The organism is Erythrobacter litoralis, from assembly GCF_001719165.1.
GTDB classification, from domain to species: Bacteria; Pseudomonadota; Alphaproteobacteria; order Sphingomonadales; family Sphingomonadaceae; genus Erythrobacter; species Erythrobacter litoralis.
The window spans coordinates 3035964-3058329 of record NZ_CP017057.1 but is presented as its reverse complement, the minus strand read 5'-3'; the positions used below and the strand labels follow the sequence as shown (position 1 = coordinate 3058329).

Genomic DNA, 22366 nt, shown 5'->3' with positions numbered 1-22366 from the left:
GCACAGGATGGCCTGCCATGACGATTTCCCGCCTCGCCCTGATCGCCGCTGCCGCCGCGACTCTCGTCGCTCCGACCGCCCCGACACTGGCCCGCGAGGCCACCTCCGAAACCAAGGATGAGACACAAGTGACAGCAGACAAGCCCGCGCCCACTTCCCCGCCGATCGCCGAGAAGCGCGAGCACAGCTACACCCGCCACGGGATCACGATTTCCGATCCCTATGACTGGCTCTATGACAAGTCCTATCCCGAGGTCGACGACAAGGACGTGCTCGCCTATCTCGAGGCCGAGAACGCCTGGTTCGAGGCCAACATGGCCTCGCAGGGGGATTTCACCGAGGCGCTGTTCAAGGAGATGCGCGCGCGGATCAAGGAGGACGACAGCACCGTCCCGCAACGTCGGGGCGACTACCTCTACTGGTCCGAATTCGAGGAAGGCGCGCAATATCGCAAGCACTACAGGAAGCCCGTCGGCGCGCCCGAGGATGCGGCGGGCACGCTGATCCTCGACGAGAACGAGCTTGCCGAAGGGCTCGAATATTTCCGCCTCGGCGTGTTCTCGATCAGCAGGAACGGGCGCTTCCTCGCCTATGCCACCGACACCGACGGGTCGGAGCGCTATGTCGGGCGGATCAAGGATCTCGAGACGGGCGAATTGCTGCCCGACGAAATCCCCAACCTTCGCAGCGATCTCACCTGGGTCATGAACGACAGCGCGCTGGTCTACGGCCCGTCGACCGAGGAATGGCGCACATTGGAGGCGAAGCTGCACGTGATCGGCACGCCGATCAACGAGGATGTGACCCTCTACGAGGAGAAGGACGAAAGCTTCGGCGTCAATGCCGGTCTTTCGGCGCAGGAGGACTGGCTCATCATCGCCACCGGCGACAACGAGACGAGCGAGGTTCGGCTCGTCCCCGCCGACGATCCTACCGCCGAGCCGATCCTCGTTCGCCCGCGCGAAAAGGGCGTCGAATACGACGTGGATGTGCACGACGGGGACTTGTTCGTCCTCACCAATGACGAGCACATCAATTTCCGCCTCGCCAGGGCCAGTCTCGATGCGCCCGGCGAATGGGAGACGGTGATCGCGGGCTCGGACGAGTTTTACCTGACCGGTTTCGAGCTGTTCAAGGGCTTCTTCGTCACCGAAGGCCGGCTCGACGGGCTCGACCAGATCCAGCTTCGCCAATATGGCTCGCCAACCGAGGCGAAGCCGATCGCCTTTGCCGAAGCGAGCTATGTCGCCGGGCTTTCGAACAATCCCGAATACGACCAGTCGAAGCTGCGCCTGTCCTACGAAAGCATGGTCACGCCTTCGACGGTCTTCGACTACGACGTCGCGAGCGGCAGCCTCGAACAGCTCAAGCAGCAGGAAATCCCGTCGGGCTACGACGCCTCGCAATATGTGACCGAGCGCCTTTCCATCGAAGCGCGCGACGGGACGATGGTTCCGGTCAGTGTCGTGATGCGCAAGGACCGCGCGGCAATCCTGAAGGAGCAGGGCATCGAGGGCGCAGGGCCGCTCCACCTCTATGCCTACGGCGCCTATGGCTATGCCGTGCAGCCCGGCTTTTCGACTTCGCGCCTCAGCCTCGTCGATCGCGGTTTCGCATATGCGATCGCGCATATTCGCGGCGGCGACGATCTCGGGCGGCGCTGGTATCTTCAGGGCAAGCTCAATGAGCGGACCAACACGTTCAACGATTTCGTCGATGCCGGACGCGGGTTGATCGCAAGGGGCTATACCGCCGAAGGCATGGTCACGGCGAGCGGCGGTTCGGCAGGCGGCGAGCTGATGGGCGCTGTGGTCAACCAGGATCCCAAGCAATACGGCGCGGTGGTCGCGCACGTGCCCTTCGTCGACGTGCTGAACACCATGCTCAACAAGGACCTGCCGCTCACCCCGGGCGAATGGCCCGAATGGGGCAATCCGATCGAATCGAAGCAGGCCTTCGCCTATATCCTGTCCTATTCGCCCTACGATCAGGTGAGCGCGCAGGATTACCCGCCGATGCTGGTGACAGCGGGGCTTAACGATCCGCGCGTGACCTATTGGGAACCGGCCAAATGGGTCGCCAAGCTGCGCGACACCAAGACCGACGACAACATCCTGCTGCTGAAAACCAACATGGGCGCAGGCCATGGCGGCAAGTCGGGGCGCTGGAACTCGCTCTACGAAACGGCGGAGGAATTCGCCTTCATCCTGTGGCAGATGGGAATGGCTCCGGAAACGGGCGAGAAGCAGGGCGGGTGAGCGACACGCCGGTCTTCAAGCGCACCTTCGTGGCCGAGCCGCAGCACATCGACGAGCTCGGCCACGTCAACAACACCGTCTGGGTGCAGTGGATCCAGGACCTCGCCACCGCGCATTGGGAAGCGGCGGCTGAGCCCGAGCACGTCGCCGCCTTCTTCTGGGTCGTGATCCGGCACGAGATCGATTATCGCGGCAATATCGCGCAAGGTGAGGCCGCGCATGGCGAAACGTGGATCGAAGGCGATCCTAAAGGCGCCAAATCACTCCGCCGCGTCGAATTCACCGACGATGCGGGCAAGCCGCTGGTGGGCGCGGCGACGACCTGGGCGATGCTCGACCGGGAGAGCGGCAGGCTCGCCCGTGTCCGGTCCGAAGTGATCGCCCCCTTCCGTCAAAGAGGCGATTAGGCCGCCGCGCGCGAGCCCTTGCTGCGGTCTTTCGAACGCGCTTTCGCCTGCGCCCTGCTTGGCGGGGCGGTGTCGAACATGGTGAGCTTCTCATAGCTCATCCGGTTGCGGCCCGAAGCCTTGGCCTCGTACATCAGCGTGTCGGCACGCGAATAGAAATCCTCGAATGTCAGGGCGTGGGCCGAGGCCCGCGGCAATTCGATCACGCCCATGCTCGCGGTGACGGGCGCGCCGAGCCCGGGCACCTGCGAGGCGATCCGCAGCGGGATTGCGCGGCGCAGGTTCTCCGCCCGTTCGAGCGTCCGCTCCCCGCGCAGCAGCACCACGAATTCCTCCCCGCCCAGCCGCGCCGCGACCGAATCCCGGTCGCCTGACGCGCTCAGCGCCGCCGCGCAGGCGATCAGCGCCCCGTCGCCGACCTGGTGGCCGTAGCGATCGTTGATGTGCTTGAAGCGGTCGAGATCGACCAGCGCGAAGGTGTCGAAGCCCTGCCTCAGCAGATCGTCGAACCGCGCTTCGAGCGCGCCCCGGTTCATGAGGCCCGTGAGCGCATCGCGCGAGGACAGGTGTTCGAGCATCCGCGCCTCGGTCAGCGCGGCATCGCGTTCGCGCCGGATCGCAAGGAAGCGGTCGGCGATCGCAAGGCTCATCACGATCACCTCGATCGCGGTGGCGACATAGAGCATCTGGTCGAGGCTGGAGGGGCCGACATACAGGCCCAGCCCGCGCAGCGCCCGCTCGATCGAGGCGATGATCGCCGGCGCCCAGGCGAGCGCCAGATAGCGCGCCGAACGGCTCCCGCGCATCATGGCGCGCACGATGGCGAAGGTGGTAAAGAATGCCGCCGGCATCATGGCGAGGAAATAGCCGCGATCGTCGAACGGCTGCGACCAGTGGAATTGCAGCGCGAAGAAGCCCGGCCCGACGATCGTCCAAAGCCCGGCCGCCACTGTCAGGCGGCGCAGGCGCGGCGACAGCGCGTCGCGCTCCAGAAATTCGGCCAGGAACAGCGCCGACAGTCCGCAGCCCAGCGCCCATGACAGCGGCGCGATCACCGCGCTGAACGCGACCGGCAGGCTCCAGAACACGCTGACTAGCCCGCCCGCGAACAGGACATAGAGCATCATCGACATCACCATCCCCGCGTGCAGCGCGACAAAGCGTTCGCGCAGCACCACGTAGAAGCTGACATCGAAGAACAGCGGCAGGATTAGCATGCCGATCACCATGGCGAGCAGCATCATCTCGTGCCCGGACCAGCCGGCATCCTCCACGTCGTAGATCAGCCGTGCCTCGCTCAGAAGCGGGACCGAATGCGGCCGTTCGACGCGCACGATCAGCGCGCGGGTCTCTTTGCGGATCTCGGGCAGGGGCAGGGTGAAGACCGGTCCCGCGGCTAGCGGCCGGGCTTCTTCCTCGGCGAAGGAACGCACCCGCAATGTCCCGTCGGCGTCGAGCGCGGCGAAGGTGATCGACCGGTGCCGGGCGCTGCGAGTGAAGAAATGGCGCGGACGTTCCTCCGCGTCCCACGCCTGCGCATCGAAACGCAGCCATGCGACCGGGCTGTCGGCGCGCGGCGCGCCGGCATTGCAGGTCCATGCCTCGCGTGCGGTCATGGCGCGCAGGCTGGTGTCGGTGCCGGACACCGCATGGCAGGCAGGAACGAAGGCGGGGTGGTCGGAAAGCGCCGGGGCGACGGCGAAATCGGTCCCCTTCGCGTCACCGGCGGCCGCATCGGCGTGGGCCGCCGACAGGGGCACGGCGAAACATGTCGCCAGGAGTGCCAAGAGCACTGCGAGTGTCCGGTGAAAGAATGCGCGTCCCATGGCCCGCGGATACCGCCGATGCCTTACGATGACCTTAAACCGAAGGCGCGCGTATCGCAGGTGCGTCTTCCTCGTTTCATCAGCGAGGACAGATGGTTACCATGGACGGGCGATCCCCCGCGAACAGGCCGCGAAGGGCAGGCGAAAAAGCGGGTGGAAGGACCGCCTGCAAGCGGTTATGGCGCCCGCCGCACAGCCTGGCGCTTGCGCCCGTCATGGCCCTGTCACACGCCGCACCTAGCGCCATTGCCCAACCAAACCAGAACGAAAATCCGGACATCATGACCCTCCAGAACACCTCGCTGCGCAAGGCCGCCCGCGCGCTTCTAGCCCCCGCCCTGCTCGGCGGATTGATGGTCCTCGGCGGATGCGACGGCGGCTCTGGCTCGGGCTCCAGGGATTCGATCCGCGCGGTCGGCTCTTCGACCGTCTATCCCTTTGCCAAGCAGATCGCCGAGAGCTTTTCGCGCTCCTATCCCGATTTCAAGTCGCCGCTGATCGAATCGACCGGCACGGGCGGCGGCATCCAGCTGTTCTGTTCGGGCGTCGGCGCCGACACGCCCGACATGGCGAACGCATCGCGCCGGATGAAGCCGGCCGAATTCGAGAAATGCCAGGCCAATGGCGTCAGGGACATCATCGAACTGCAGGTCGGCCTCGACGGGATCGCCTTTGCATCGAAGAAGGGCGGGATCGATCTGAACCTCTCGCCCCGGATCGTCTACGAAGCGCTTGCCGCGAACCCCTATGGCCGCGAACAGACGGCCGAGACCTGGGCCGATGTCGATCCCTCGCTGCCCGACGTCCCGATCCTCGTCTACGGCCCGCCGAGCACGAGCGGAACGCGCGATGCATTGAAGGAACTCGTGCTCGAAGCCGGGTGCGACACCAATCCCGAGATGGAAGCGCTCAAGCAAAGCGATCCCGACCGGCACCAGCAGATCTGCACCGAGGTCCGCTCGGACGGTGCCTATTCGGACCAGGGCGAGCAGGACAACCTGATCGTCCAGAAGATCGAGGCCAATCCGCGCTCGGTCGGGGTGTTCGGCTTCTCCTATCTCGACGAGAACAAGGACAAGGTTCAGGGCCTGCCAATGAACGGGGTCGATCCGACCTACGAAAACATCGCGAGCTTCGACTATCCCGGCGCCCGGCCGCTCTACGTCTATGTCAAGAAGGCGCACACGCGCGCGATCCGGGGCCTCCAGGAATATCTCCGTGAGTGGGTCAAGAACTGGGACAGCGACGGCCCGCTCGCGCGGATCGGCCTCGTCGCCTCGCCGCCGGATGTCCGCGCGGCCAATGCGCGAAAGGTCGATGAACTCATCACGATGACCCGCGAGGACCTCACCGGCGAGAGCGCGCCCGCCGAGCCTGACTCTGCCGAAAGCGCCCCTGCCGGAACCGCCCCTGCCGGAACCGCCCCTGCCGCGACCGAATGACCCGCCCTCCCGCCGGCGCGCTGGCAGCCCGGTTCCAACCCGACACACGTATACGGAGACTTCCATGACCGCCCCGCTTTTCCGCACGAAGGCTCTTTTCGCCGGGACCGCGCTCGCCCTGCTCGCCGCCTGCGGGGGCGAGGAAGCCGATACCGGCCCCGACGCGATCAGCATCGTCGGCTCGTCCACCGTCTATCCCTTCGCGCAGAAGGTCGCCGGGGATTACGCCGCCGCCAATGAAGGCGCCGCCGCGCCGCTCATCGAATCCACCGGGACCGCCGAAGGGATCGAGGAATTCTGCGCCGGCACCGGTCCCGACACGCCCGACATCGTCAATGCCTCGCGCCGCATGCACCTCGACGAATTCAACCGCTGCCAGGCCAACGGGGTCGAGGAAATCGTCGAGATCAAGGTCGGGCGCGATGGCATCGCCTTCGTCTCGGCGGTCGATGACGGGGTCGAGCTCGAACTGACGCCCGAGATCGTCTACCGCGCGCTCGCCGCCAATCCCTATGGCGAGCAGCAATCGGCCGAGAACTGGTCCGACATCGATCCCTCGCTGCCCGATGCGCCGATCATCGTCTATGGCCCGCCCGCAAGCTCCGGCACGCGCGAGGCGATGCAGAAACTGGTGATGGAGCCCGCCTGCACCGCCAGTGCGGACATGGCCGCGCTCGAGGATGGCGACGAGGCCGCCTTCGTCCGCAATTGCGATGCGCTGCGCGGGGATTCGGCCTACAGCGAACAGGGCGAGAAGGACGACCTCATCGTCCGCAAGGTCGGCAACAATCCACGCGCGGTCGGCGTGTTCGGCTATTCCTATCTCGAGGAGAACCAGGACCTCGTGAAGGCGCTGCCGATGAACGGGGTGATGCCGACGGCAGAGACGATCGCCGACGGGTCCTATCCCGCCTCGCGCCCGCTCTACATCTACGTAAAGAAAGCGCATGTGGGCGTGACCCCGGGCCTTGAGCAATTCGTTGCGCAATGGGCGGAAAGCTGGGGCGAAGGCGGTCCGCTCGCCGCGATCAGCCTTGTCCCCGCGACCGAGGAAACCCGCGCCGAGAGCGCGGCGGCGGCCACGAATCTCACCGCGATGACTTCGGACGGTCTCGAATAGGCTTGGCCGGCGACCTTCCCGCGCCTAATCCCTACACATGGCGACGGGGAGGATCGAGCGCTGGCACGAAGCCGGTCTGATCGACGCGGAGACGCGCGACCGGCTCATCGCCTACGAGAAGGAGCACTCCCGCCCGATCGCCCTGTGGGCGGTGTTCGGCATCGGCGCGCTGGCAATCGGGCTCGGTCTGGTCTCGCTGGTGGCGGCGAACTGGGAAGAGGTGCCGGGCAATGTGCGCCTCGCGCTCCATCTCGCGCTGATCGCGGGGGCGCTCGCGGCGCTGTGGCTGCGCGAGGACCGGCTGGCCGCTGCCTCGCCCTGGGTGGTTGAGGCGCTGGTCTTCATCGCCGCCGTGCTTGGCCTGACCTTTTTCGGCCATCTCGGGCAGGTCTACCAGACGAGCGCGCCGCTGTGGGAGCCGCTCGCCATCTGGCTGCTGCTGTTCGCGCCGCTGATGCTTCTCACCGGGCGCGCATGGCCGGTCGCGGCACTGCTTGTGGGCGGTGCGATATATTGCGCATGGGAATACAATTTCGCCTTCGGCGAACTTGCCCGCCGCCGTGACGGCGAGGACGCGCCCTGGGCCTTTCTCGCCCTAGTCACCGCTCTGCCCGTCCTGTTCGCACCGCTCGGCGCTTTCCTGCGACCGCGCAGCACCCGCGAAGCGTTCTGGCGCCGGCTCGAACAGGCTGCGCTCGCCTATGCGGTGGCCGGAGCCTCGATCATGACGGCGCTGGCTAGTGTCGGCGCGTTCGAAAGCGGGGCCGGGCCGCTCAATCCGGCAAGCCAGCTGGTGCGGGCCGCAATCATCATCGTCGCCGGAGCGCTGGTCGCCTGGGGGCGGCGGGGCGTTTCGGGCCGGATGTCGGGCGCTATCCTTGCCCTTGCCGGGCTCATCGTCGCGGTGGTTTCCAGCGCGAACGGCATCGAGCTTCTCGCCGCGCTGCTGTTCATGGCGCTGTGGGCAGGGATCGCCGCGGCGGCCCTGATCGCTGGCTGGCGCGGCGTGTTCCAGCTTTGCGTCGGGGTGATTGCGCTGCGGCTCATCGTGCTCAGTTTCGAACTGGCGAGCGACCTGCTGCTTAGCGGGTTCGGCCTGATCGTCTCGGGCCTGCTGATCCTCGGCATAGCCTGGGGCGCATGGCGCGTAAGCCGCCGCTTCGCTCCCGATGAGGCGGGGAAGGCACCGTGAAGCTCGCCCGCCTTGCCGCTGCGCTCCTGCCGCTCGCCGGGCTCGCCGCGCTGTGGGCGTGGAGCGAGCACATTTCGCGGCAGGGGACCGATTGGGAGGTGCCGGTCGCGGGCTACGACCCGCGCGACTTGTTGCGCGGGCATTATGTCGAATTCACCTATGACTGGCCGATCCGCGATGACGAGCGGCAGGAAGAGGGGCCGCCCCGCATTCAGCCGCCGCCCGAAGCGCTGTGCCTGTCCGGCGATCCGCCCCTGATCACGCAGGCGGCGGCGTTCGACCCGCTCGACCGGGCCGTTTTCGAGGCCTGCGCGCACCCGATCCTCGCCGATCCGGGCGGCGTCTATGGCGCGGCCGGCCTTCGCACCGGGCGGTTCTATGTCGGGCAGGACCGCGCGCGGGCGATCGAGGAGCGGCTTGCGGCACGCGACTTGCGCGCAATCGTGACCATCCGCCAGCGCAAGGACGGAACCTTCACCCCGGTCGACATCCGCTTTCGCCCCCTGACGGAGGCGGAGCGCGAGGCGCGCGAAGGGGACAGCATCCGGCCCGCCGCACCGCCGATCATGACCCGGCCGGAACCCGATCGCAACGAATAGGGCGGGAGCCGCGCTACGCGGCCCCCGCCCCGGGTCGTCGATCGTGGCCTGACGTCAGTTGCCGAAGCGCGCCGTCAGCTGCACGCCGTAGAACTGCGGCTCAGCCGGGATGAAGGTCGGGATGCCGAAGGCCCCGCCGGTATTGCCCGCATCGAGCAGGTATTCCTCGTCGAAGGCGTTGCGGATGAAGCCCGCGATCTCGAACCGGTTGTCGGCGAAGGAGACGCCGGCGCGCGCGTTGACCAGTGTCACCGCCTCCTGACTGATCAGCGGGTTGTTCGGCACTTCGAAGAAGATCCGGCTGCGATGCGTCACGCTGGGCGTTGCGAAGAAGCGGATGCTGTCGGTGATCGGGTAATCGACGGTGAAGCCGCCCGAAGCCTGCCATTCCGGCTGGAGCCGGAAGCGCGCGCCAGAGAAGGCGGGCGAGAACGCGCCGTCTTCATCGATGCCGCCGTCGATATAGCCGAAATTGCCGAAAACCTGCAGCCAGTCCGCGACATCGACCGCGAGTTCGCCTTCGACGCCCAGATTCTTGGCGCTCCCGGCGCTCGCCGTGATGAATGCGCCGGTCGGGTTGCCCTGCGCATCGAGTTCCGCGACAGACACCTGGAAGTCGTCGTAGACCTGGTAATAGACGCCGAGCGAGGCCGAAACCGGGCCGGTGGCGAGCTTGACCCCGCCTTCGTAGTTCCACACGACTTCCTCGGGAATGATCGTCCCGCCCTCGGCATTGACCTGCACCACAGGCGAGCGGCGGCCCTTGGAGATGGTGGCGAAGACGTTCACGTCGTCGGTGATCCGGTAGAGCGCGTTGAAGCGCGGCAGCACGGCCTGGAACCGCTCCTCGGCGGTGATGGTCTGGCCGTTCGTGTCGACCTGCCCCGGGATGAGCGGCGCGCCGCTGATGACCGAATTCGGAATGTCGGCGCGGAAACCGGACCGGCGGTATTCCTGAAGCAGTCGGACGCCCGCAGTCAGTTCGAGCCGGTCGGTCGCGATCCAGGTCGCGTCGGCGAAGACCGAATAGGCCTCGTTGCGCCCCTGGTTCTCGAACACCGAGGAATAGGGGATCGCCTGCACGCCCGGCGGCAGCACGCCCAGCGCGGAGAGCGTGCCGGTGACCGCTGCGGCGGGTACGCTGCCATCGGGCGCGACGCACGGAATGCCCGGGATCAACGGTGCGCCGAAGAGCGAGGAAAGGCACTGGAGAAAGGTGCCTTCCTCGGTCGCGAAGGGCACGTTCTGGAGGCCGTCCTCGATGAACAGGTTCCAGCCCATGCTCGCCCGCAAGGCGTCGCCCGAATAGGTGAAACGGCCTTCGTGGCTGAACTGCCAGCCATCGGCGATTTCGGTGAATTCGAGGAAGGGCGCAGCAGAACCGTCGGCGTCGAACACTTCGCGGCTGTCGAATTCGCGATAGCCGTTGACCGTGGTGAAGGTCCAGTCGTCGGAGAAGGCGTATTCGGCGGTGAGGTTGAGGTCGTAGACTTCGCGGTTCAGGCCAAGCTGGTCGTCGCCCAGCACCGCCGCGCCCGCCGGGTTGCCCCCGAGATTGGCGTCCTCGAAGGCATTGGCCGGGCCGCCCGGAGCGCCCGCGAAGGCCGGGAAGGTGCCCGAGATGAAGGGCGTGCCGCCATTCCTCTGCTGGTCATAGGTGGCAATCAGGTCGACCGTAAGATCCGCGTTCGGCGTGTAGCGCAGCGAGCCGCGCACGCCGAGCTGGTCCTGCGCGTAGAGGTCCTCTTCCTGGTTCGGGCTGAGATTGGTCACATAGCCATCGCGGGTGCGCCATTCGAACGCGATGCGCGCGGCGAGCACGTCCGAGCCGGCATTGATGTGGCCGCCCAGCAGCGTCTGGTTGAAATTGCCGTAGCCGCCCCGGATCTCGCCCGAGAAACCCTCGCGCGGGCGGGCGGAGACGAGGCTGATCGCGCCCACGGCGCTGGCGGTGCCGAACAGGGTCGCCTGCGGGCCCTTGATCACCTCGACGCGCTCGAGGTCGTAGATCGCCTGGTAGGACCCGCGCGAACGCGAGATGTCGACGCCGTTGTAATAGAGCGTGACGCGCGGGCCTTGCTGCGCAGAGCCGCTGTCCGACGTGATCCCACGGATAACGATGCCCGGATTGTTGGCGCTCTGTTCCTGGATCAGCAGGCCCGGAATGTAGTTCGACAGCTCGTCGAGATCGGTGACGCCGAGTTCCTCGATCCGCTCGCCGCTGGTGGCCGAGATGGTGATCGGCACGTCGAGCGCGCGCTGTTCGATCTTCTGCGCGGTAACGATGATCTGGTTGCCCTGGTCATCGCCCTCCGGCGTCTCGTTGTCCTGCGCGAACGCTGCCTGCGGCATCGCGGCGAGCGTCGAGGCGAGGGCGATCAGCGAGACGGAGCGCGCCGGAGCGGCGCGCCTGGAAAGCATGGGAAGCATTGTCGGGTATCCCTGTTGTCGAAAGAGAGAGAGGAACTCCCCCGTGACACCCGATGGTGACGCTGCTGCGACTGCGAAGTGTCCGCTCGATTACAGGCGGCCTACAATTTCGTGACGTGGCATTTGTGCATCTTCCGGCAGGTTCGCAGACCCGCCTCCGCGCGTCAGATCGGATTGCCGTCCTGATCGCGGAAGATCTCTCGCCGCCCGACATGGTTGGCCGGGCCGACGAGGCCTTCGCTCTCCATCCGCTCGATCCACTTGGCCGCGGTGTTGTAGCCGACGCCCATCTGGCGCTGGAGCCACGAGCCGGAGGCCTTCTGGTTCTCGATCACGATCTGGCAGGCCTGGCGGTACTTGCGTTCCTCCGGGTTGTCCGAAGCGGTCAGCTCGTCCTCGAACATCAGGCCGCCGCCATCCTCGGGTTCCTCGGTCACGGCATCGACATATTGCGGGCTGCCCTGCGCGCGCCAGAAATCGGCCACGCGTTCGACTTCCTCGTCGGAAACGAACGGACCGTGGACGCGGACCATGGCACCGGTATTCGGCTTGTAGAGCATGTCGCCCTTGCCCAGCAGCTGTTCCGCCCCCTGTTCGCCGAGGATGGTGCGGCTGTCGATCCGGCTTGTCACCTTGAAGCTGATGCGGGTCGGCAGGTTGGCCTTGATGACGCCGGTGATGACGTCGACCGAAGGGCGCTGCGTCGCCATGATGAGGTGGATGCCCGCCGCGCGGCTTTTCTGGGAGAGGCGCTGGATCAGGACCTCGATCTCCTTGCCCACCGTCACCATCAGGTCGGCGAGTTCGTCGACGATCAGGACGATCTGCGGCAGCGGTTCGTAATCGAGCTGTTCTTCCTCGTAGATCTCGTCGCCGGTCTCGGGATCGAAGCCCGCCTGGACGCGGCGGCCCAGCGGCTTGCCCTTGGCGATCGCGGCGCGGACCTTGTCGTTGAAGCTGTTGATGTTCCTCGAATTGATCGAGCTCATCATGCGATAGCGCCGCTCCATCTCCTCGACCGCCCATTTGAGCGCGCGCACGGACTTGTGCGGCTCGGTCACGACCGGCGAAAGCAGGTGCGGGATGTCGTCATAGCTCTTCAGCTCGAGCACCTTGGGATCGATCAGGATCAGGCGACACTCGGCAGGCGTGAAGGTGTAGAGCAGTGAAAGCAGGATGCAGTTGAGCCCGACCGACTTGCCTGAGCCCGTGGTCCCCGCGACCAGAAGGTGGGGCATGGCGGCAAGGTCGGCGATGATCGGTTCGCCCGCAATGTCCTTGCCGAGGATGATCGGCAGGTTGCCCTTGGCTTCGGCAAAGGCGGCGCAGGCGGCGAGCTCCTTCAACGATACCATCTGCCGGTCGGCATTGGGTAGTTCGATCCCCATGACGGTGCGCCCCGGGATCGCCGAAACCCGCGCGGAGACCGCGCTCATGTTGCGGGCGATGTCCTCGGCCAGGCCGACCACGCGCGCCGCCTTGATGCCGGGGGCAGGTTCGAGTTCGTACATGGTGACGACCGGCCCGGTGCGGACCGCGGTTATCTCGCCCTTGACGTTGAAATCGTCGAGCACGTTCTCGAGCAGGCGAGCATTGCGTTCCAGCGCCAGCTTGTCGAGCTTGGGCGCGGCATTCTCCGGCGCATCCTCTAGCAGGTCGAGGCCTGGCAGTTCGAAGGCGGCGAACATGTCGCGCTGGCTGGTGCGCGACGCGGCGGCCGCAGCGCGCTTGGGCGGGGCGGAGGGATCGACGATCTCGGGCGCGCGGCGCGGTTCGGCCTCAGGCGCGGGGCGCGGTTCGGGCGCCGCCGCCTTGCGCCGGGCGCGCGGGGCCGGGGCGCCATCGCCCTCGTCATCGTCGAACGGCAGGTGCTGCTCGCCGCGCCGCATGAAGCGAGGCAGTAGCGCGCCGATGGCCGGGCCGAGCGAGGCGCCGCCGAGGAAATTCGGCAGGGAAAGCAGCATCCGCCAGTCAATCGCGAAGATCCGCGTCAGCAGCGCCGCCGCTCCGGCAATGCATGCGGTCGCAAGGCCAAGCGTCACCCAGCCTGCGGAGCTTCCTCCGAAGCGGGTCGCGACCGCCTCTATCGTCGCCGCGCCAAGCAGGCCCGCAACGCCTCCCGCCTGCGCGGGCAGCGTCCCCGTCGGGCGGTCGAAAAGCAGCGCGAGCACCGTGCCGAGCAGCATCATTGCCAGCAGCAGCAGGCCCGCAGGCAGCCACCAGCGAGTGCGCGCTTCGCCTTCATCGTCGACCTCGACATCGCGCCACAGCCTGCGGGCGGAGATGTAGAGCAGGGGCAGAAGCAGGATCGCAGGCAGGCCGAACAGGAACAGCACGCGGTCGGCGATCCATGCCCCGCCCGGCCCCATCCAGTTGGCGACGCTTTCGGGCGCGGCCGCGGTGGACGGGCTGGGATCGGTCTGGGTGTAGCTGGCCAATGCGAGCGTAAGGAAGACGAGCGCCGCGAACAGCACGCCGGCGCCGGTCATCTGGGCCGCACGGCGCAGGCTGCGGCGCAGGCCTTCGCGCCATTCGGCGTTGGATTTGCGGGTCGTCATCGCTCGGCTGGCCAAGGGCGGTCTCTCAAAGCTTGCATTGCCGTGGGAACGGACCATGAATCCTCGGCGAGTCCGGGTCAAGCCGCCTGCGACGGGGCGCGTGTTTCAACTCAGCCCGTCGATCGCCGCCCAGCGCGGCCAATCGAGCCGCCGCGCGCGCCCCGCTTCCATCCCGCCGAGCGCGATCACGGGCGCTCTCGAGCGCATGGCGAGCAGCCGGAAACGCACTGGACCAAGGGTCTGCGCGCCAAGATGAGTGGCTGTCGGGAAGACCGGCGAAAGCAGCACCGCGTCCGCGCCCAGCCGGGCCGCGAGCCCGATTTCAGCGAGGTCGTGCGCCGTGGCGAGGTGGAGGAGGCCCTCCCTGCGCGGCCACAGCGCGCGCGGCGCCCCGTAAATGCCGTCGGCGCCCCATTCGGTCGCGGTGAGCGCGCTGTCGGCGAGGATCAGGACATGGTCGTGCGCCCTTGCGATGCGTCGCAGCGTGAGAAAGCGCGCCAGCCGCTCCGGCCCATCGAGGTGGTAATGGCGATAGATGAACCCGCTCCCGCGCGGCAGGCGTTCAAGCGCCTCTTCCAGCCGCGCGTCGTTGCGGGCATCCGACAGCAGCCAGATCGCGGGAAGGGCATTTGCATCGCGCACGGCCACGCTATAGCGCCGACGCATGGAAAACGCAGCCACCCGCCCCGAAGAACTGCTGGCCGAAGTCGAAGCCAATATCGCGCGCATCTGCAAGCCCGCGCGGCGCGAGCCTTCGCAGGTGACCCTGATCGCGGTTTCGAAGACCCATCCGCCGGAGCGGATCGTGCCCCTGCTCGAAGCGGGCCAGCGCGTCTTCGGCGAAAACCGGGTGCAGGAGGCGCAGGGCAAGTGGCCCGAATTGCGCGAGCAATACCCGGACGTCGAACTTCACCTCATTGGCCAGCTGCAATCGAACAAGGCCGAGGACGCGGTGGCGCTGTTCGACTGCATCCACTCGCTCGACCGGCCGAGCCTGCTCAAGGCGCTGGCGAAGGCGATGGACAAGGCCGGACGGCGCGTGCCGTGTTTCGTGCAGGTCAATATCGGCGACGAGGAACAGAAGGGCGGATGCCCGATCGGCGACGTGCCCGCCTTCCTCGAAAAGGTCCGCGCGGCGGACGTGCCCGTGGCCGGCCTCATGTGCATCCCGCCCGCCGACACCGAGCCCGCACCGTTCTTCGCCCTGCTGGCGAAGCTTGCCAGCGACAACGGCCTTAAAGGCCTATCGATGGGGATGAGCGGCGATTACGAAACCGCGGTGCAGCTGGGCGCGACCCATGTGCGGGTCGGCAGCGCGCTGTTCGGAGCGCGTGCGAAGCCCTGACAAACGAAAAGGGGCGCCCCCTCGCGGGAGCGCCCCCTGTCATTATCGCTGGCGCGAAACCTAGAACTCGAACATCGCCTCCACGCCGATGTTCCGTCCACGCTGCAGCGGCGAAAGCGTGCCGCCGGTCGGGTTGTTGGCGAAGGGTTGACGCACGCCGGTGCTGAGCGGCCCGCCGAAGGGCAGCTGCGTATCGCCGCCGGCCTGCACCTGGTCGAACAGGTTGCGCCCGTAGACCGAGAGCGAGAAGCCTTCGATCGGGGTCACCCAGGTGATGTTCGCCTCGAGATTCGAGATGTCCTGGATGAAGCCGAGATTATCGTCGGTGAAGGCGAATTCGTCGCGGTACTGGTAGTTCACGCGGGTGACGATCTCGCTGTCGCCGAGGAACAGCTCATGGATGAGCCCCATGCCCCAGGTCACTGCCGGGATGCGCGGGATACGCAGGTCGAAATCGGCCTCGTCAATCACGCCATCGCCAGAGATGTCGAACAGAATCTCGTCATAATCGTCGTCGATGATGCCTACGTTGGCGTTGAAGACGAGGTTGTCGGACAGGCGGATGGTGCTTTCGGCCTCGAAGCCGGTGATGGTCGCATCGGCGGTGTTGAGGATGTTCTGCACCACGCCCGCGCCCGCATCGGCCACGTTCACTTCGCGTTGCATGTCCTTCACCTTGGTCACGTAGGCCGCGACGTTGAGAGTGAAGACACCGTCATAGGTCTGGAACTTGCCGCCGATCTCGAAGGTGTCGACCTGCTCTTCATCGAAGTTCAGGCTGTTCGTGAGCGCGAAGGCCGAGTTGAAGCCTGGAATGCTCGTGATGCGGAAATTGTAGCCGCCCGAACGGAAGCCGCGGCTCCACGAACCATAGACCTGGCTGTTCGCGAATTCGTACTGCAGGCCGAGCCGCGGCGAGAGGTTGCGGAACCTGACGCTGTCGGTGAAGCCATCGGTCTCGGTCGCGGGATCGAACGGCTGGGTGCCGGTCGGGCAGGTCTGCCCGACCACCGAGCAGGGCGCACGCGGGACGATGTAGGTGATCGCAGCGTCCTTGGTCTCCTGGTTCCAGCGGATGCCAGCGATCAGCGAAAGACTGTCGACGAATTCCCACTTGGCATTGGCGAAGACGCCGATCACTTCGTGATCTTGGCGGCCGCCGCCGAAGAAGATCGGCGGCTGAAGCGCCGGCGGAAGGTCGCGGCGCAGTTCTCGGTTCTCGTCATAGGCGAGCGTCTGGTCGAACCAGAACCCGCCCACGGTCAGGTCGACACGGTCGGTCGAGACCGCATAGCGCAGTTCGTTCGAATACTGCTCCTGTTCGGTCAGCGTGTTCGAATGGAACAGGAAGGCCGGTGTCGAATCGATGTCGCCGCGGGTGGCCGCCGAATAGTCACGATAACCGAAGATGTTGGTCAGCGTGCCCGGGCCGAGGTCCCAGTCGACGGTAAGCGAGCCGGTGTAGATCTCGGTGTCGTAGAAGCCGGGTTCGTCGATCGCGAAATCGAAGGTGTCGCGCTCGAAAAAGCCGCGGTTCTGGCCCGAGGGACCATCGCCGTTGCTGTCGAAATAATCGCCCTTGGCGAGAATCGTAAGGTCGCCCAGACGCGCTTCGAGAGCGCCGCGAATGATGTAGGTTTCCGCCTGGCCATGGTTCGAGCCGTCGAACAGGTTGGTGAAATAGCCCTCGTCGTTGTTGTAATAGGCGCCGACCTTGAACAGCAGCTTGTCCTCGATCAGCGGACCGGAGATGACGCCGCTCGCGGTGTAGTTCGCGCCGCCGCGGCCGCCATCTACCAGCGGGCCGTCGACCGCCGCACGGAACTTGCCCGAGAATTCCTCGGTCGGATTGCCGGTGTTGATCACCACCGCGCCGCCGGTCACGTTGCGGCCGAACAGCACACCCTGCGGGCCGCGCAGGATTTCCACGCTGTCGAGATCGAACAGGTCGAACACGACGCCGCCGTTGATGCCGAGATAGACCCCGTCAACGAACACGCCCACGGTCGGGTCGATCGACGGGATCGAGGAATTGATGCCGAGACCGCGGATCGAGAAGTTCGCGGTGCCGCGGCTGGTGCCGATCTGGTCGAGGCTGACGTTCGGAGCCTGGAACTGCAGGCCCTGGATGTCGCGGATCTTGTAGGCTTCGAGCGTGTCCTCGTTAAAGGCTGTAACGGCGAGCGGCACTTCCTGCACGTTCTCGACGTTCTGGGTCTTGGTCCCGGTGACGACGATCGCGTTCAGGCCTTCGAGCGTGCCCTGGCGGCGCTCGCTCGGCTGTTCGTCCTGGCCGGCGGCCTGATCCTCGGTGTCGACATCGGTATCCTGGGCCTGCGCGGCGAAGGGGGCGATGGCGCAGGAGCAAAGCAGCAGCGCAAGGCTGCGCCGCGAAGCGGTACGAAACGTCATGAAACAAGCTCTCCCATTTGGTAGGTCGCTCGCCATTAACGAGGCAACTCCAAATTGCAACTAAACCGCAACATGCTTTTTTTGCATCGCCTGATGCCCTGTTTCGGACAGGGATTCAGGACTTCTCGAGCTGTTCCTGCCGCCGGTCGCTCGCCGCTTCGAGCAGGCGAGCCTCGATCTCGGCGAGGCGTTCGGGCGCCGTGACCTTGCTGCCTATGAGATCGGTCACGTAGAACGTGTCCGCCGCGCTCTCGCCATAGGCGGTGATGTGCGCCGACTGAACGATCAGGTTCGCTTCGTAGAGCGCGTGGGCGAGCCGGTTTAGCAAGGCCGGGCGGTCGCGCGCGGTGACTTCGATCACGGTGAAGCGGTTGCTCGCGGAATTGTCGAAATCGACCCGCGGGGCGACGTGGAATGCCTTGGCGCGAGAATGGGCGAGCGGGCGCGCGGCGAGCTTGGGCACGAGGCTGCCGGTCCCAGCCAGCGCGTCGCGGATTCCCTTTTTGAGCCGTGCTATCTGTCCGTCTTCGCGAAATGGTCCGCCGTGCTGGTCCTGCACCAGGAAATTGTCGATCGCATAGCCCGATGCCGCGGTGTGGATGCGCGCGTCGATGATGTTCGCGCCGGACAGGTGGATGCCGCCCGCCATCCGGTAGAACAGGCCCGGATGGTCGGGCGCGATCACGCTGACGAGGGTCGCGCCGCGCTCCTCGTCGACTTCGCAATGGATCGACAGGCGATCCTCGATTGCCCTCGCTTCGGCATACTGGACGAGGTTGCGCGCGATGATGTCCTCGGGCTCGGCGATCCAGTAGGCATCGCCGAGCTTCGCGCCGACTTCGTCGACAAGCGTGGCCCTGTCGCCGAGCAGCGCGCGCACCGCGTCCTTCTTCACACCGACGCGCTGCTTGCGCCCCTTTTCCTTGTGGCCGAGCCGCAGGCGTTCGGCGGAGGCATCGTAGAGTTCGCCCAGGAGCTGCCCCTTCCAGCTGTTCCAGACGCCGGGGCCGACCGCGCGGATATCGACCGCGGTCAGGATCGCGAGATTGCGCAGACGGTCGAGATTGCGCACCTCGCCGACGAAATCCTCGATCGTCTTGGGGTCGGTCAAATCGCGCTTCTGCGCGGTCGAGCTCATCAGCAGGTGATGGAGGACCAGCCAAGCGACGAGGTCGGTCTCGCGCTCGTCCAGGCCCATGCGCGGGCACAGGTTCTGCGCGACTTCGGCGCCCAGCACCGAATGGTCCCCGCCGCGTCCCTTGGCGATGTCGTGCAGCAGCACCGCGACATAGAGCGCGCGGCGCGAGCCGACCTTGTGAATCTCGCGCGTGGCGCGGGGATGGTCGTTTTCGAGCAGGCCGCGCTCGATCTGACTGAGCAGTCCGATCGCGCGGATCGTGTGTTCGTCGACGGTGTAGTGGTGGTACATGTCGAACTGCATCTGTGCGTTGACCCGCCCAAAATCGGGCACGAAGCGGCCGAACACGCCCGCCTCGTTCATCCAGCGCAAGGCGGTTTCGGGATCGTTGCGGCCGGCCAGCAGGTCGAGGAAGAGCGCGTTGGCGCGTGTGTCGCTGCGCACCGAACCGTCGATATGCTTCGCGTCACGGTCGATCTGGCGCAGCGTCTGGGGGTGGATTTCCAGCCCCTCCGCCTCGGCGAGCTGGAAGATTTCGATCAGCCGCACCGGGTCATCCGCGAACCAGTCATCGCCCGGCGCACGGATGCGTCCGCCTTCGACCATGTAGCCCTTGAGCTTGCGCGGGCGTTGGGTCCAGCCGGCAAAGAAGCCGGAGCGCGTCGTCGTGCGCGCGAATTCGTCGTCGATATGGGCGAGAAAGATGCCGGTCAGCGTGCCGACCCGTTTCGCCTGCATGAAGTAATACTGCATGAATCGTTCGACCGCGCTCTTGCCCGGGCGCTCGGCGAAATTCATCGCGGCGGCGACCTCGCGCTGGAGATCGAAGGTCAGCCGGTCCTCCGCCCGCCCGGTGATGACATGCATGTGGCAGCGCACCGCGAGCAGGAAGCCTTCCGCGCGCCGGAAGCTGCGATATTCCGATCGCGTGAACAGCCCGACATCGACCAGTTGCGAGGCGGTTTCCACGCGGTGCATGTACTTGCCGATCCAGTAGAGCGTCTGCAGGTCGCGCAGCCCGCCCTTGCCGTCCTTCACATTGGGTTCGACGACATAGCGCGAATCGCCCATCCGCTTGTGACGCTGGCTGCGCTCGGCCAGCTTGCGGGTGAGGAAATCGCGCTCGCTTCCCTTCGCGACCTCCTTCCAGAACCGCTCGCGCAGCTCTTCGTAAAGCGCGCCGTCGCCCCAGACGAGCCGTCCTTCTAGCAGGGCCGTGCGGATGGTCAGGTCCTCGCGCGCATGGCGCATGGTGTCCGAGACGGTGCGGCTCGAATGGCCGACCTTGAGGCCGAGATCCCAGAGCAGGTAAAGCATCGCCTCGATCACCTGTTCGCACCAAGGCGCGCGGCGCGTAGGGGTGATGAAGGCGATGTCCACATCCGAATGGGGCGCCATTTCGGCCCGGCCGTAGCCTCCCACCGCAAGGATCGCGAGCCGTTCGCCGGAGGTGCGGTTCGCCGCCGGATAGACGTATCCGGTGACGTAATCGTGGATCACGCGCAGCAACTGGTCGATGAGAAAGGCATGGCCCGCAGCGCAATCGTGCCCGGCCGACGGTTTTTCTGCGAGGCGCCGGGCAAGTTCGGCGCGGGCCCGATCGAGCGCGCCGCGCAGCGCCTCGACCACCTGCGGGCGAGCCTCGCCGCCTTTCTCGTCGGCAAGCGCCGCGATCCGCTCGGCAAGCTCGCGGCGGTCGATGATGGCGCGCTGGCCGGGGACGCGCGGCGCGGTCACGGCGTCCCCGGCTGCTTGGCTGTGAAACGAGGTCGGGGCATAGCCCCTGATCTAGGCGGCGACCCGCTCGGCTGCAAACATCGTGCGCACGGTGCGCTTGTCGATCTTCTGCGTGCCGAGGCGGGGCAGGCTGTCGGCCGCGACCCAGATGTGCTCCTCGAGCGGAACCTTGAACGGAGCGATCCGGGTGAGCAGGAATTCGCGCAATTCGGCCGGGCTCACGGGATCGCGGCCTTCCTTGACGTTGAACACCGCCGCCGGGACTTCGCCGAAACGCTCGTCCGGGATGCCGAAGACCGAGCATTCCGCGATCGCGTCGTGTGCGTAGATCGCGTCCTCGACCTCGATGCAGGCAATATTCTCTCCGCCGCGGATGATGATGTCCTTCTTGCGGTCGACGATGAAGACATAGCCGTCCTCGTCGAGATAACCGAGATCACCGGTGCGGAAGAAACCGTTATCGGTGAAGGCTGCCTTCGTCGCTTCCTCATTCTTCCAGTAGCCCCGGAAATTGGCGACCGAGCGAATGCAGATCTCGCCGATCTCGCCCTGGGGCAATTCCTTGCCCGCTTCGTCGAGGATGCGAAGGTCCACCATCGGCACGCTTGCGCGGCCGGTCGAGCCGGGCTTGGCCAGATAGTTCTCGTTGAAATTGCCGCAGCCAACGCCGTTCGTCTCGGTGAGGCCGTAGCCCAGGAGCGGGAAGCCGCCGGGGAAGGCTTCCTTGATGCGCGTGACATGTTCGACCGGGCGCGGCGCACCGCCTGCGGCGAAGCTCTTGCACGCGGACAGGTCGAATTTCTCGCGGTCGGGATGGTTCGCGATCTCGTAGCTCATAAGCGGGACGCCGACGAAATAGGTCACCTTTTCCTCGGCCATCAGGCGCAGTGCCTCGCCCGCGTCCCATTTCGGCATCAGCACGAGCTTCCTCGCGATGGCGTAGGACTGGAGGAACAGCGGCACTTCGCCGGTGACGTGGAACAGCGGCACGGCGACGAGCGCGCAGGGGTGATCGGTCATCTGTTCGCCCTGGCTTTCGAGCAGGACCTTGGCCATCGCGGACTGGCTGACATAGCTCATCGCGCCGTGGACCACCCCGCGATGGTCGGACCACGCGCCCTTCGACTGGCCGGTCGAACCCGATGTGTAGAGGATGGTGGCGAGATCGTCCGGGCCGATCTGGCCGAGCATCGCCATCGCGACAGGGGTCTCGCCCTCGGCGGGGGCCTTCCACACGTTCGCAAGGCCTTCGGACGGCGCATTGCCGTGGTCGAACAGGACGATCTTCGCGGGGTGATCGGTCCCTTCGAGCCGCTTGGCGCGGGCTTCGTCGGCGAGCACCAGCGAGCATTCGGCGAGGCGAATGCCATAGGCGAGTTCGTCGCCCGACCAGAAGCCGTTCAACAGCGTCGCGCAGCCGCCCGCCATGATCGTGCCCATGTAGGCGATGATCCAGTTCGCCGAATTGCGCGCGGCGATACCGACCCGCTCGCCCTTTGCGATGCCGTGATCGCGCACGAGGCTTTCGGCAACGCAGGTCGCCGCCGCCCAGCTCTGGCCGAAGGTGAGCCGCACATCGCCATCGACGAGGAAGGGCACGTCTTTGTGTTCATTGCAGAAATGCGCGAAATAATGCGCCAGGCTCGGCGGTGCGCCGGCGAAGGCGGGCATGGTGACCCCGTCGCGCTCGAACGGCACGGTGGCGAAGGGCTGGCCGTCCTTGGTCAGCTCGGTGATGATTGCCTCGAGCGCATTGTCCAGCTGTGTGGGCATGTGCGAAAACCTCTCCTCTCGATCCCAGTCTCTTGCCGGCCACCCATGCGGGGAGCGGGGCGCCGGCGCATCCCATGAGCACATGGTGCATTCGCCCCACGTGGCCCGGACGGGCTCTTCCATGGGACA

Annotated in this window: 14 protein-coding genes; 7 read left to right on the top strand and 7 right to left on the bottom strand. The window is 66.2% G+C overall.

Features of this window, described 5'->3' with window-relative positions; genetic code table 11:
* Positions 1–17: 17 nt before the first annotated feature.
* Entirely contained in the window at positions 18–2258 is a 2241-nt protein-coding gene (locus tag Ga0102493_RS14540; RefSeq protein WP_034902294.1) for a S9 family peptidase, read from the top strand.
* On the top strand, positions 2255–2665 hold the full coding sequence (locus Ga0102493_RS14535) for an acyl-CoA thioesterase (RefSeq protein ID WP_034902292.1): 411 nt from the start codon (positions 2255–2257) through the stop codon (positions 2663–2665). Before Ga0102493_RS14540 ends, Ga0102493_RS14535 begins: the two co-directional genes overlap by 4 nt.
* Here the strand turns inward: Ga0102493_RS14535 and Ga0102493_RS14530 are convergent.
* Entirely contained in the window at positions 2662–4458 is a 1797-nt protein-coding gene (locus Ga0102493_RS14530) for a sensor domain-containing diguanylate cyclase (protein WP_236922246.1), read from the bottom strand. The genes Ga0102493_RS14535 and Ga0102493_RS14530 overlap by 4 nt on opposite strands.
* Positions 4459–4772: 314 nt before the next feature.
* Here Ga0102493_RS14530 and Ga0102493_RS14525 point away from each other — a divergent pair, with 314 nt between their 5' ends.
* The 4 genes from Ga0102493_RS14525 to Ga0102493_RS14510 all read left to right on the top strand — a co-directional run bounded on the left by Ga0102493_RS14525 (position 4773) and on the right by Ga0102493_RS14510 (position 8844).
* The gene (locus Ga0102493_RS14525; protein WP_051697777.1) at positions 4773–5933 is read left to right on the top strand and encodes a substrate-binding domain-containing protein; all 1161 of its coding nucleotides are present in this window, start codon (positions 4773–4775) and stop codon (positions 5931–5933) included.
* A gap of 64 nt (positions 5934–5997) precedes the next feature.
* The gene (locus Ga0102493_RS14520) at positions 5998–7053 is read left to right on the top strand and encodes a substrate-binding domain-containing protein (RefSeq protein WP_034902290.1); all 1056 of its coding nucleotides are present in this window, start codon (positions 5998–6000) and stop codon (positions 7051–7053) included.
* Positions 7054–7090: 37 nt separating this feature from the next.
* Complete coding sequence (locus tag Ga0102493_RS14515; protein WP_034902288.1) at positions 7091–8245, top strand: DUF2157 domain-containing protein; 1155 nt, start codon at positions 7091–7093, stop codon at positions 8243–8245.
* The gene (locus Ga0102493_RS14510) at positions 8242–8844 is read left to right on the top strand and encodes a GDYXXLXY domain-containing protein (protein ID WP_034902286.1); all 603 of its coding nucleotides are present in this window, start codon (positions 8242–8244) and stop codon (positions 8842–8844) included. The genes Ga0102493_RS14515 and Ga0102493_RS14510 overlap by 4 nt, the downstream gene beginning before the upstream one ends.
* Before the next feature lie 54 nt (positions 8845–8898).
* Here Ga0102493_RS14510 and Ga0102493_RS14505 read toward each other — a convergent pair whose 3' ends face one another.
* From Ga0102493_RS14505 to Ga0102493_RS14495, 3 genes are all read right to left on the bottom strand, one after another.
* A complete protein-coding gene (locus Ga0102493_RS14505; RefSeq protein ID WP_418251643.1) occupies positions 8899–11274 on the bottom strand; it encodes a TonB-dependent receptor in 2376 nt (791 codons plus the stop codon).
* Between the two features lie 164 nt (positions 11275–11438).
* On the bottom strand, positions 11439–13832 hold the full coding sequence (locus Ga0102493_RS14500) for an FtsK/SpoIIIE family DNA translocase (protein ID WP_051697775.1): 2394 nt from the start codon (positions 13830–13832) through the stop codon (positions 11439–11441).
* Between the two features lie 105 nt (positions 13833–13937).
* Positions 13938–14498: a thiamine phosphate synthase gene (locus tag Ga0102493_RS14495; protein WP_034902282.1), complete on the bottom strand. Its 561-nt coding sequence runs from the start codon at positions 14496–14498 to the stop codon at positions 13938–13940.
* Here Ga0102493_RS14495 and Ga0102493_RS14490 point away from each other — a divergent pair.
* Entirely contained in the window at positions 14497–15177 is a 681-nt protein-coding gene (locus Ga0102493_RS14490; protein WP_034902281.1) for a YggS family pyridoxal phosphate-dependent enzyme, read from the top strand. The two genes, Ga0102493_RS14495 and Ga0102493_RS14490, sit on opposite strands and share 2 nt — an antisense overlap.
* Before the next feature lie 60 nt (positions 15178–15237).
* On the opposite strand, the gene Ga0102493_RS14485 is transcribed toward Ga0102493_RS14490, so the two are convergent.
* From Ga0102493_RS14485 to Ga0102493_RS14475, 3 genes are all read right to left on the bottom strand, one after another.
* A complete protein-coding gene (locus tag Ga0102493_RS14485) occupies positions 15238–17589 on the bottom strand; it encodes a TonB-dependent receptor (protein WP_034902279.1) in 2352 nt (783 codons plus the stop codon).
* Between the two features lie 115 nt (positions 17590–17704).
* Positions 17705–20464, bottom strand: a complete 2760-nt coding sequence (locus tag Ga0102493_RS14480; protein ID WP_034902277.1) for a [protein-PII] uridylyltransferase — start codon at positions 20462–20464, stop codon at positions 17705–17707.
* 51 nt (positions 20465–20515) lie between these two features.
* Positions 20516–22237, bottom strand: coding sequence for a class I adenylate-forming enzyme family protein (locus Ga0102493_RS14475; RefSeq protein ID WP_034902275.1), 1722 nt, complete (start codon positions 22235–22237; stop codon positions 20516–20518).
* Positions 22238–22366: the final 129 nt, after the last annotated feature.